The following is a 12,268-nucleotide window of genomic DNA, read 5'->3' on the forward strand; positions in this document are numbered from 1 at the left end:
GCATGGTGCTTTCAGGCTCGCTTCTACGTATGCCCAATTTCGGAAAGCGTTATTTTAGCACCATGCAATCCTCGGATGCTCCAATTATTTCGTAATCGTTCTCGCTTTGTCAAGAAAATGCTCAGCCGAAAACAACTGCGATATTAAGCTATTTAGGACAACATTTTAGATGGCAGATTTGTTCTTAAATAGTCCAGTGCATGTTCTCCAAGCCATCCCTTGACCAGCTCCTCAGAGTAATGCTTCAGCAGTAGTTCTGCAAAAGCCGGATATTTCCCCGCGTGCTCCAGTCCTCGCACATGGGCCTCGATACCGTCAAAATCAGAGCCGAACATCAAATGTCTTTCGCCACCCAATGAACAAATGTGCTCAATGTGCGGTAACAGATCCTCAGCGTGTACTGTACCCTGCTCTTTCAGAAACATCGTGACAAAGGTCAACCCAATTCGTCCGTTGCGGGCGATCAGCGCCCCAATCTGTTCGTCCCGCAAGTTACGGGGATGAGCACATCTCGCAAAGGCGTTCGAATGCGAGGCGATGGGCGGTAAGGCCGCCTCCTCCATCACTTCCCAAAAGCCTTGTACAGACAAGTGTGATACATCTAGCAGCAGTCCCAGACTATTACAGCGATTGACCAAATCATGTCCCTTGCGGGTTAGACCCCCACCTCTAAGCTCCATAATGCCGTCAGCCGCCCAATTTGCATAATTCCACGTCAGCCCGATCAACCGTATTCCCAATGCATAGCACACATCCGCATAAAACGGATTTCCTTCCAGCGCATCTACCCCTTCGAGTGAGAGTAACGCCCAAGGTGACTCTGTATGATTCGTTCCATTACTATCCCAATTCGTTATCTTTCCAGCTTGCTTCTCTACGTCTGTCTGGTGTACTTGCTCCATTTGACGTGCAGCGGACATATTTTTAAGTGCTGCCAATTCCTCTCTCCATAGCAAAGGTTTTAACCCGCCTGAGGTAGAAGTCACATGCTGCCTGAACAGTTCAATTTGACGAACCACATGCTCAAATTTTGGCGTACCCAATACCTGTGAAATATATATAGCGAACGTTTGCAACTTTACGTTGCCTTCTAGCAAACGCTCTTTTGTGACATCAAGCGATGAATGACTGAAATCTACCTGCGAATCGAGTTGCATTTTACATAACACGTCGCAGTGAAGATCAACAACTGGCCAATTCGCTTCAAACTTATCATTCATGCACTATACCCCCATTGGATTAAAGCCCACAAATTTATTTTGAAAACCATAGGAGCTAACCACAAAGCAAAAAAGCCCGTTTACAAAACGTAAACAGGCTCAGGCAACTTCTATTTATTATCTTGGCTCTACAATCAATTTGATCGCAGTCCGATCTTCTCCATCAATAACAATGTCTGTAAAAGCAGGAATACAAATCAAATCCACTCCGCTTGGTGCGACAAATCCCCGGGCAATGGCTACCGCTTTAATGGCTTGGTTTAGTGCACCCGCTCCAATCGCCTGTAATTCTGCATTTCCGCGTTCACGCAGTACTCCTGCGAGTGCGCCTGCAACTGAATTGGGATTGGATTTTGCTGATACTTTTAATACATCCATAGTAAGTACCTCCCCTGGGAATGATGATGGTTTGATTCCACTATTAGATGTTATTCGAGGGTCAGCAAAAAATTCCTGCTTTTTGGTGACAGTTTTCCTTATTCTTTCCTTAAGTAGCTCACAACAAAGTTAATCCATCCGCCATTCGTCTTCTTTAAGCCTGATTTTCTGAATTTTCCGGGCTTTCCCATCGTCATCATTGAGCTCTACGCTGATGGCATGAAAGTGCCATTTGCCCATGTCCACTTGAAAGCGTACCGGAAGCTGGGTCTGAAATTTCTGTAATACAGCCTCTTTCTGCATACCAAGCACGCCCTCATAAGGACCTACCATTCCCGCATCTGTCTGATACGCAGTTCCTTGTGGCAAAATCGTATCATCATTACTTTGTACGTGTGTATGCGTTCCTACCACGATTGATGCGCGTCCATCCAGATGCCAGCCCATAGCAATTTTTTCGGAAGTGGCTTCAGCGTGAAAATCTACTAGAATATGTTTATGTTTTTTGCGTAGCTCGTCTACAATTTCATCTGCTGCCCGAAATGGACAGTCAATAGCTGGCAAAAAGGTTCTACCTTGCAGGTTAACAATGGCTAGTTCCTTACCTCCACCTTTTACAACAGTATAACCCCGACCTGGTGTCCCTGGTGGAAAGTTAGCCGGACGGATGATCCGCGGCTCATCATCTATAAAATCAAATATCTCCTTATTGTCCCATGTATGATTGCCCATCGTAATCCCATGAACGCCCCAATCAAAAAACTCTCTGGCGATGGCTTGAGTAATTCCTCTTCCCGAAGCTGCATTTTCTCCGTTCACAATAATAACATGCGGGTTGTATTTTGATTTTAGCGAAGGGAGATTCTCCCTCAGTGCCTTTCTGCCTACACTGCCGACGATGTCTCCAATAAATAATACGTTGATAGAAAACCCTCCCTAGTCTGCCTTACATAATGAAAAGTGGCCCTACAAGCAGCGGCCACTTTTCATTGAAATGCTTTTATTTTGCGTATTCTACCGCACGGGTCTCGCGAATAACGGTAACCTTAATATGCCCTGGATAATCCAGTTCATTCTCAATCGTTTTCGTAATATCGCGGGCCAATCGGAATGCTTCCGCATCATCAATTTTCTCTGGCTGTACCATGACACGAACTTCGCGTCCGGCTTGAATTGCGTATGATTTCTCAACGCCTTCAAAAGATTCGGAGATGCGTTCGAGCTTCTCTAGACGACGGATGTACGTCTCTAGCGTTTCACGCCGCGCTCCCGGTCTTGCTGCTGACAGAGCATCTGCCGCTCCAACCAGCATGGCGATCACTGAAGTCGCTTCGCAGTCGCCGTGATGTGAAGCAATGCTGTTGATAACGACCGGGTGTTCCTTGTACTTCTTCGCCAGTTCCACGCCAATTTCAACGTGTGATCCTTCCACTTCGTGATCCAGCGCCTTCCCGATGTCATGCAGCAATCCTGCCCGTCTTGCCAGTACAACGTCCTCGCCCAGTTCCCCGGCCATTAGACCTGTCAAGTATGCAACTTCCATCGAGTGCTTCAATACGTTCTGTCCGTAACTCGTACGGAACTTAAGACGTCCCAAGATCTTGATCAAATCCGGATGCAAGCTATGCACACCCACTTCAAAGGTAGCCTGTTCACCATACTCACGGATTCGTTCGTCCACCTCTTTACGGGATTTTTCCACCATCTCTTCAATACGAGCCGGATGTATCCGTCCGTCCGCTACGAGCTTCTCAAGAGCAGTACGCGCAATCTCTCTACGAATCGGATCAAATCCGGACAATATAACAGCTTCCGGCGTATCATCAATAATGAGGTCGATTCCAGTAAGGGTTTCAAGTGCACGAATGTTACGGCCTTCGCGTCCGATAATCCGGCCTTTCATTTCTTCGTTCGGCAATGTCACAACAGAAACCGTCGTTTCTGCTACATGATCTGCCGCACAGCGTTGGATGGCCAGTGTGATGATTTCGCGGGACTTTTTGTCCGCTTCTTCTTTGGCCTGCTGTTCAATTTCCTTAATCATCTGAGCTGTTTCATGACGAACTTCCTGCTCTACGTTGGTCAGAATAATACTTCTTGCATCCTCCATCGTAAGATTAGAAATACGCTCCAACTCAGTTACCTGGCTCTTGTAAATCAAATCAATTTGCTGCTGGGTTTCATCGATTCGTTTCTCTTTGTTGGCCACTTGTTCTTCTTTGCGTTCCAGCGATTCCAATTTTTTATCCAGCGATTCTTCTTTTTGCAGCAATCTTCGTTCCTGTCGTTGAATTTCATTACGACGTTCACGAGTTTCTTTTTCAGCTTCGGCACGGATGCGATGAATTTCATCTTTTGCTTCCAATACCGTTTCCTTCTTCAGCGCTTCTGCCTCTTTTTTCGCGTTCTCCACGATTTGCGCGGCAGCTTCTTCCGCACTGGAGATCTTAGCTTCTGCAATAGATTTGCGAATAAAATAACCAATCCCGAACCCAAAGAATAACGCGGCTACAGCAACGAGAACGAACCAGATCGCAGTCATCATACTGTTCACCTCCCCGTTGGTTCCTCCAAGGCATTCCTTGGGACTTTTTGAAATTGTCACATTTACTTTGATCGTCAAACTAAGATAACGACTCAAGGTCGCTTCATTTCATATGCACATGCTTTCACACGTACAATTCCGCCTGGCATAGCGGCATCACTTGTTATTTGGCGATGAGAACTTTACCGTGGATTCCGCTTTTTTGGAAGGAAAAAGGGCACTCCACAAATATCGTTTCATATATATTTTATTATTTGACAAATGGCATTGTCAAGGGAATGCAAACATTAGTAGACTACCGTGCAGCTGTCCATATCATAATTAGCTCATCTAGCCAGAAGTTCAGCTACCGTTTTGCAACTTATTCCTCCCAATGCAGTAATTCCTCGTCATCGAAAGCTCCGTCTTGCTCAGCCGCACTGAGATGATTGACCACGCGGCGTGTCATATCCCCCGAATATCCGCGTCTCATAAGAAACGGAAATGTTTTCCTTTTTTTATCCATTATATCACCACGTACCTGATTCCATTTTTTACGTCCAATCGACAATGCACTCTCCCACTCCTCATTGTCAGTGATCTCACCTAATGCTTCCCCGATAGAGGCTTTAGAGATGCCCTTCTGACGAAGTTCTTGTCTGATCCACATCTTACCCTTACGTCGGCTTGTTATACGCTGTCTTGCCCACTGACGGGCGTATAAATCATCATCTACAAGCTTCTCCCGTTGCAATCGCACCAATATCTCATCAATAACAGTCTGATCCACTTCCTTTTGCGCTAAACGCTGGGCAATTTCCTGACGTGTACGAGGCTTTTGCCCCAAATAGCGCAGCGCATGTACATAAGCCTGTTGTTTTTCATCTGCCAGAACGATATCTTCTAGTTCTTTTTTGACGAATGACGTTCCTTTGAACATGTTGTACTTGATCATTACATCTTCCAATACAGACAGTGAATATGGACCAAAATGAATGATGTATCTTCCACGGTTGCGTCTCTGCCCCTGCTCCACTCTAGTAATCATCAATTCCTCATGATCTGGAAAAAGAGAAATCCCTTGCTGTTTATCTTCTTCCGAAGTGTATTCATCTTTATCGTCCAACTGCACTATGTTTCCCTCACTTTGAAATTCACGAAAGCAGCCTATGATCACCTGCTACGCAAAAGTTAGATTCTGCTGACAAAGCAGACTGTATTTGATGCAAAAATGCCCTGCACAACTGTGCAGGGCATCAGAATTATGCTATTCAAACGGACTGTACCATAATCCCTAGGCTACAGTTCACATGACAGATCAAAAGCGAAGTCTCAGGCAAGCTTATTCAAGCTCCAGCAATTCCTGTTCTTCCTTGGCCTCCTGCGCTAACTCTTCTTCTGTCGGTGGAGCAATTGTTGTAATCAAATTACTGGCCACCCGGATTTTTTGCTCGATCGTACTAGCAATGTTCGGATTTTCCTTCAAAAATTGCTTTGCATTCTCACGTCCCTGACCAAGGCGCTCGCCTTCGTAGGAATACCAAGCTCCGCTCTTGTCGACAATGTCATGCTCCGTGCCGATGTCAATCAAGCTTCCTTCTTTGGAAATACCCTCACCGTACATAATATCCACTTCGGCCTGACGGAAAGGAGGCGCAACTTTGTTCTTCACGACTTTAATACGTGTGCGGTTACCCACGATGTCGTTACCCATTTTCAAGCTTTCGATACGACGAACATCCAAACGTACCGTAGAGTAAAACTTCAAAGCACGTCCACCTGGTGTAGTTTCAGGGTTACCGAACATAACACCTACTTTTTCACGGAGCTGGTTGATAAAGATAGCAATGGTTTTCGATTTATTAATGGCTCCAGACAGCTTACGTAATGCCTGTGACATCAAACGCGCTTGAAGACCGACATGGGAATCTCCCATTTCGCCTTCAATCTCTGCCTTCGGTACAAGTGCCGCTACAGAGTCTATGACGATAATATCCACTGCCCCACTACGCACAAGAGCTTCGGCAATCTCCAATGCCTGCTCACCTGTATCTGGTTGCGATAGTAACAACTCATCAATATTGACACCCAGCTTGCTCGCATACGACGGATCAAGCGCATGCTCGGCATCGATAAAGGCGGCTTGTCCGCCTGTTTTTTGCACCTCTGCGATAGCATGAAGAGCTACTGTCGTTTTACCGGATGATTCCGGTCCATATACTTCAATAATCCGGCCTCTTGGAAAGCCGCCCGTTCCTAACGCAATATCCAAAGCAATCGAACCACTGGGGATTGTTTCCACTTGCATGTGGGTAGACTCACCCAACTTCATAATGGAACCTTTACCAAATTGCTTTTCTATTTGACGGAGCGCCATATCCAGCGCAGCACGACGATCTGACAATAAACTCACATCCTTCATTGTTTGTACTTTAATAATACCTTGTTTTGACACGCTTGCCAAGCATTTTTTCGAACATACATTCGTTTTTTTATTTCCCACAACTCTCTTCTATAATTAAACCTTTCTCATAAAACGAAAAAAGAACCGCTGGCAAAAAGCTTTGCAACGGTTCTTCCGATAAGGAGATTATATCATGAATATCTATCTAAAACAACTCATCGATAATTAAGAGAGTTTCTCGTTCTCTACCAATCGACGCCACAATCTGTACAAGATAGCTTTGACGGATCGCAAGCGAATGGTCTCACGGTTACCGCTTAAATTTAGCTCATATACCTCCGTTTCCTTGTCACGCTGAGCAATACCAATATACACCAGACCGACTGGCTTCCGCTCGGAATATCCGGGCCCAGCTACACCAGTAACGGAAAGTCCGAAATCACTGTCCATAATCATTCTTGCCTGCTCTGCAAGCACAAGGGCTACTTCCTTACTCACTGCGCCTGGCGCATGATCGCCTTCCAAATAATCATAGGGCACATTGAGCAATTTCATCTTCATTTCATTGGAATAACACACGATGCCACCTTGAAACATAACAGCACTGCCAGGTATAGAAGTGATGTGTTCCATCAGCATACCGCCTGTACAGCTTTCCGCCGCACTCACAGTGAGTCCGCGTTTGGCCATTAAATCTACAATCACCTTCTCCAGCGTAACATCTTCACTTGCATACATATATTCGGAAAGACGTTGCTGAATTTGTACTTCCGTAGCCGTTAGCTTAATTAAAGCTTCACTCTCACTGGCCGCCTTGGTGGATATACGGATCGTAACTTCCCCTTCCTTGGCATAAGGAGCAATCGTGGGGTCCGTCTGGGATTGGATCAGATCTAGCAAGCGAGTTTCAAGAGCTGACTCACCGATCCCTGCAAATTTTAGCATTTTCGAATAAATTGGCATCTCCTCACCGCTCAATGCCTGCTGAAGCAACCATGGTTTAGCATGATTTGCAAACATAGGTTTAAGCTCCTTAGGCGGTCCGGGCAAAACCACATAAAATTTACCGTCCTGTGCAATCGCATCCCCTATAGCTAAACCTGTCTCATTTTCAAGCGGAGTGGCTCCTTCAATAGAAAGCGCCTGCCGGCGGTTATTCTCGGTCATTTCGACCCCGCGGTTCCGGAAAAACTGATCAAGCTTGTCCATGGCAAGACGATCTATCTGCAATTTCCGCCCCAATACAGCCGCTATCGCATCTTTTGTCAAATCGTCCTGAGTTGGTCCCAGCCCACCAGAAAACAAAATAATATCCGCACGCTTCTGAGCAAGTCGTACCGCTTCCTGAAGTCGATCCATGTTATCGCCAACTACAGTCTGAAAATATACATCAATGCCGATTGTAGCTAGCTCTTGTGATAAATATTGGGCATTTGTATTTACTATTTGTCCAAGTAATAACTCTGTTCCTACTGCAATAATTTCAGCTTTCATCAATTCGTCCTCCTATGATGCGTATATTGTGGGAATTATGTAAAGAAACAGCAATAAGTTAAGTCCCTATTGCTGTTTCCATAAGATTTATCCTGTTACACTTTAGAGGAGCTCAGCAAATGGATATTCTTTACAAAGTAATCAATACCCGAATAAATGGTGATTAACACAGCTGCCCATATCGCTATTAAATCAAACGGAATACCCAGAAAAACAAACGGGAAATTATTAATGAGCAGTGCTACAATAGCAACGATCTGGATGATCGTCTTTAATTTCCCCCAATTGCTTGCAGCAACCACAGAGCCATCCAATAAAGCGATCTGTCTTAGACCCGTAACCGCAAACTCACGACTGACAATCACAACAACAACCCATGAATCGATTTTTCCCATTTCTACCAAAGAAACCAAAATAGCAGTTACCAACAGCTTATCAGCAAGGGGGTCCAACAGCTTGCCCAAATTGGTGACCATATTATTTTTACGAGCCAAATATCCGTCAAGGCCGTCTGTGCTGGCTGCTACAAGGAAAATAATAGCCGCAATCAGCTGATTATACGGCAGCTTGAAAGCACCGATCTCAATCGGTGGCGGATAAAAATCAAAATCCACCAGCAAAGCCAGCATCATCACCGGGATAAGGCAAATCCGCGTTATTGTAATTCTGTTGGGTAAATTCACAACACACTCTCCCCTGATTATCGTACTTGATTACAAATGGCAGCTTTCGGATTGAAATCAATCCTATGTAAAATCGCTTTCGACGAGCGTTATACACCTTAATGTCTGCATTTTCGTTACAAGTATAATATGGCGCAAAACGCATGTCAAAATAACCTGCTGCACATCAAGCAACGTTTAGTCCTACAAAATCTATGAGAGAAAACGGCTTATTTCATGTTTGTAAATTGAAGCTCCAACGGCAGATCAGCTTTCCGCAGCAATTGAATAATGGCCTGTAGGTCATCCCTATTTTTTCCAGTTACTCGAATTTGATCACCTTGAATCTGACTTTTCACTTTTAGCTTGGAATCCCGAATAAGGATATTAATTTTTTTGGCGTTATCCTGATCAATTCCCTGCTTAAGAGAAAGACGCTGACGCACTGAACCTAAAGAGGCTGGTTCTAATTTTCCAAATTCCACATTTTTAAGGGATAAACCTCGTTTGACCATTTTAGATTGCAAAATATCAATCACCGCATTAAGCTTGTATTCATCTTCCGATGCAATCGTAAGAGCATCTTTCTCAAGCTTGAGGCTACTTTTGCTCCCCTTGAAATCAAATCTTGTTTCAATTTCACGCTCCGTCTGATGAACCGCATTTGTTAACTCCTGCATATCCATTTTGGAGACGATATCAAATGAATTTTCTGAAGCCATCGTTTCACTTTCCTTTCCACAACAAAGTTCAATATCTAATTATAGGCTAGTCATTTATAAAAATCCAATAATCCGTTCACTAAAAAGGCGTTCTTGCCAGTTCCCCGACAAAAACGCCTTTATTTACAATTACAGTTTAACATTTCTAATAGTGACTTCGTGTTGGATTTCTAAACATATCCAAAATTCCAAGCACAATGTGAGCAAGACCAAAGCCTAATATGCCATAGCCCCATGCATTCGGTGTTAGATAATAGCCCAGTAAACTGACAATAATCCCGAGCCCAGTCACAATCCAGCTGACGGTCATAACGTATACACCTCACTTTGCGGAAAATGAAATGACTGACTTTCCAAGAATTACAGTCATTAGTATTTCCCCGCAACAAGGCATTTATTCACCATCAGTAGTTGTACTAGAATCTGTCCCACTTTGTGTAGTATCCGTACTACCATTTGTCGTCGTATCCGTTGAACCCGTCACCCCAGTACTCGCTCCAGTGGAAGAAGCTTCCCCTTGCTGTATCAACACCCGAGTCGTCGATTTATTATCGGTTATCGGTTGGCCGGCGACGGAAATATCCGTGGCAGAAGACCGTCCTGATTTGATATATAAGCCTTCTGGACCGATATCGAAAGACATGGCATCTCCACTTTTAGTCATACCATAGCTCAGCTTTTCTCCACGGGAATTTTGTCCCTTGTACACCTCAAGCCAGCTTTCGCCCGTTGCTTTAATATCAACCTTGACCGTGGCCCCCGTTGCACTGGAGACTTTGAAGATCGTCGTCTTGCCTTGCTTACCATCCTGAGCCACAGTTACTCCCTGCGCTGGCGTAGTCGTATCCGGCTGCTGACCAGGATTTGGAGTAGTCGCATCTGTAGTTCCCGTACCACCTGGCTGGGTTTCCCCGTTTTTTCCCGTATCAGGGGTCTGCCCGCCAGCACCATTTGGTGCCGTTGTCTGACCATTATTCGGTGTCGTAGTTGTATTTGGAGTAGACGTGTTTGGTGTCGTACTTGGCGTTGTGTTAGGTGTTGTACTTGGTGTACTTGGTGTTGTAATCGGCGTTGTATTTTCTGCTGTTTTTGGAGTGGAATGGTTGTTACTCACCCAATAAGCATAAATAACCCCAACAATGAGAACTAGAAAAAGCCACATTAACGCTGTAGGCAACCATTTAAGATTCCCAATCGTCGCGGGACGGCTGGAGCGTTTTTGTGTAACAGGCTCCATGACTGCTTCCGGTTCAGGTTCAGGCACATTGCTTTGGTGCCCTTCCAGAAGCTCATCGGGATTCAACCCAACCGTTTCGGCGTATGTTTTAATAAAAGCTCTGACATAAAAGCTTCCCGGCAGCACTTTGTAATCGCCCGTCTCAATGGCTTCCAGATAACGTTTGCGTATCTTCGTCATTTCCTGAACATCGTCAAGGCTCAATCCTTTTTGCAGCCGGGCCTCCTTTAATTGCTGACCCAGTTCTGACATGTCATCATCTCCTTGTGTAATTACACTTATTTAAAGATCTTCTGTATAACTGGCTGTAAAGGTATCATAAATAATTTCCTCAGCCGGATTATTGCGAAGTTCAATAATGATATTGAAATCGTCAAAGCTGTATCCCGATTCACGCACAAATACATCAGGATGCTCAATCACTTTGGTACTTGGCATGCTCATAATTTCCTGAAGCAGGTGATAATGTCTTTCATTGGATCGAATGGTACTCACAATGCCGTCAATAATAAACACATTGTTGGGATTCATTTCTTCCTCAGAAAGCTGACTGCGTACCGTCTGTCGTAATAACGTCGACGACACAAAAGTCCAACGCTTCATTGCACATACACTACTGGCAATAATGGATTCCGTTTTACCAACACGCGGCATTCCGCGAAGACCGATTACCTGATTGCCATCCCTCTTTAATACTTCACCCAAAAAATCGACCAGCAACCCAAGCTCATCACGTGTAAAACGGAAAGTTTTACGATCATCCGAATCCCGATCGATGTAACGGCCGTGTCTTACTGCCAATATATCGACCAGTCTCGGAGCACGTAAGGCCGTGACTGTAATGTTGCTGGCTTTTTTCAACGTATCTCCGAGAATGCGTATTTTCTCGTCATCGTCTGTTTCGAGAAGCATCCCCCGTCTTTCGCCTTCAACACCGTTAATCGTCAGTATATTAACCCCCAGAATACCAAGCATGGAAGCAATGTCCCCCAGCAGTCCGGGTCGATTTTTATGTATCTTGTATTCCATGTACCACTGTTTTGTCTCTTCCGTCACGTTAGCACCTCATTCACATTCAAACCGTCAACAATGCCAAATCAAAGCCTTATTGTATCATAAGATAGCATCATTCGACAAAACCCAATTATTGAAATTCGATAGGCTACAGTGTGTTGTAAGCCTCAATCACGTTTATGATATATAAATTACAATGGAATTACAAGAACAGCTCTGTAACCATTACAGAAAAGCCCCCCAAAAGGGAGCTTTTCATGTTGGTTCCTACTTATGCGTTGCTCTTAGCTAATTTAACCATTAGCCGGGCGATGGTGTGACGTTCGTCCTCATCGGCAACTCCCCACAGTTCTTTCAGTGCGCGGTTGGAATGGTTAGCTGGATCGACCTTCTCATCCAGAAAATCACCGATTTCGTAAGCAAGCTCCGCAATGGTATCTTGACTGATTCCCAGCTTCTCTGCTTGCTCTACACGCTGACCAAGGAACTTTTTCCAAACATCAAAATTCTGAACAACTGTTGACATACTTAAATCCTCCTTAGATGATTCAGATTTAAAATCAACAGTTGTAATATGCTCTTCACAGACGCTTACTATACTGGTGGATTCCTC

13 protein-coding genes are annotated in these 12,268 nt (G+C 44.7%); all 13 read right to left on the reverse strand.

Going from position 1 to position 12,268, the window contains the following annotated elements:
• Positions 1 to 152: 152 nt before the first annotated feature.
• On the reverse strand, positions 153 to 1,220 hold the full coding sequence (locus ACXHJ1_RS21675) for a dipeptidase (RefSeq protein ID WP_153794865.1): 1,068 nt from the start codon (positions 1,218 to 1,220) through the stop codon (positions 153 to 155).
• Between the two features lie 117 nt (positions 1,221 to 1,337).
• A complete protein-coding gene (locus tag ACXHJ1_RS21680; RefSeq protein WP_007430104.1) occupies positions 1,338 to 1,598 on the reverse strand; it encodes a stage V sporulation protein S in 261 nt (86 codons plus the stop codon).
• A gap of 129 nt (positions 1,599 to 1,727) precedes the next feature.
• Positions 1,728 to 2,522, reverse strand: a complete 795-nt coding sequence (locus ACXHJ1_RS21685; protein WP_025364670.1) for a TIGR00282 family metallophosphoesterase — start codon at positions 2,520 to 2,522, stop codon at positions 1,728 to 1,730.
• A 76-nt stretch (positions 2,523 to 2,598) separates the two neighbouring features.
• Complete coding sequence (rny, locus tag ACXHJ1_RS21690; RefSeq protein WP_013309958.1) at positions 2,599 to 4,143, reverse strand: ribonuclease Y; 1,545 nt, start codon at positions 4,141 to 4,143, stop codon at positions 2,599 to 2,601.
• A gap of 361 nt (positions 4,144 to 4,504) precedes the next feature.
• A complete protein-coding gene (locus tag ACXHJ1_RS21695; protein WP_107734217.1) occupies positions 4,505 to 5,254 on the reverse strand; it encodes a regulatory protein RecX in 750 nt (249 codons plus the stop codon).
• A 210-nt stretch (positions 5,255 to 5,464) separates the two neighbouring features.
• The gene (recA, locus tag ACXHJ1_RS21700; protein ID WP_025364668.1) at positions 5,465 to 6,526 is read right to left on the reverse strand and encodes a recombinase RecA; all 1,062 of its coding nucleotides are present in this window, start codon (positions 6,524 to 6,526) and stop codon (positions 5,465 to 5,467) included.
• A 225-nt stretch (positions 6,527 to 6,751) separates the two neighbouring features.
• A complete protein-coding gene (locus ACXHJ1_RS21705; protein ID WP_016821004.1) occupies positions 6,752 to 8,020 on the reverse strand; it encodes a competence/damage-inducible protein A in 1,269 nt (422 codons plus the stop codon).
• Positions 8,021 to 8,115: 95 nt separating this feature from the next.
• Positions 8,116 to 8,703 (reverse strand): CDP-diacylglycerol--glycerol-3-phosphate 3-phosphatidyltransferase, encoded by a 588-nt coding sequence (pgsA, locus tag ACXHJ1_RS21710; protein WP_016821003.1) that lies wholly within the window; start codon positions 8,701 to 8,703, stop codon positions 8,116 to 8,118.
• A gap of 209 nt (positions 8,704 to 8,912) precedes the next feature.
• Complete coding sequence (locus ACXHJ1_RS21715) at positions 8,913 to 9,404, reverse strand: YajQ family cyclic di-GMP-binding protein (protein WP_013370750.1); 492 nt, start codon at positions 9,402 to 9,404, stop codon at positions 8,913 to 8,915.
• 145 nt (positions 9,405 to 9,549) lie between these two features.
• Complete coding sequence (locus ACXHJ1_RS21720) at positions 9,550 to 9,714, reverse strand: hypothetical protein (RefSeq protein WP_013370749.1); 165 nt, start codon at positions 9,712 to 9,714, stop codon at positions 9,550 to 9,552.
• An 84-nt stretch (positions 9,715 to 9,798) separates the two neighbouring features.
• On the reverse strand, positions 9,799 to 10,893 hold the full coding sequence (locus ACXHJ1_RS21725; RefSeq protein ID WP_107734218.1) for a helix-turn-helix domain-containing protein: 1,095 nt from the start codon (positions 10,891 to 10,893) through the stop codon (positions 9,799 to 9,801).
• A 30-nt stretch (positions 10,894 to 10,923) separates the two neighbouring features.
• Complete coding sequence (locus ACXHJ1_RS21730; protein ID WP_013370747.1) at positions 10,924 to 11,697, reverse strand: DUF3388 domain-containing protein; 774 nt, start codon at positions 11,695 to 11,697, stop codon at positions 10,924 to 10,926.
• 229 nt (positions 11,698 to 11,926) lie between these two features.
• Positions 11,927 to 12,181, reverse strand: coding sequence for a DUF3243 domain-containing protein (locus tag ACXHJ1_RS21735; RefSeq protein WP_016821001.1), 255 nt, complete (start codon positions 12,179 to 12,181; stop codon positions 11,927 to 11,929).
• Positions 12,182 to 12,268 lie beyond the last annotated feature (87 nt).

The organism is Paenibacillus sp. ALE2 (genome assembly GCF_054113385.1).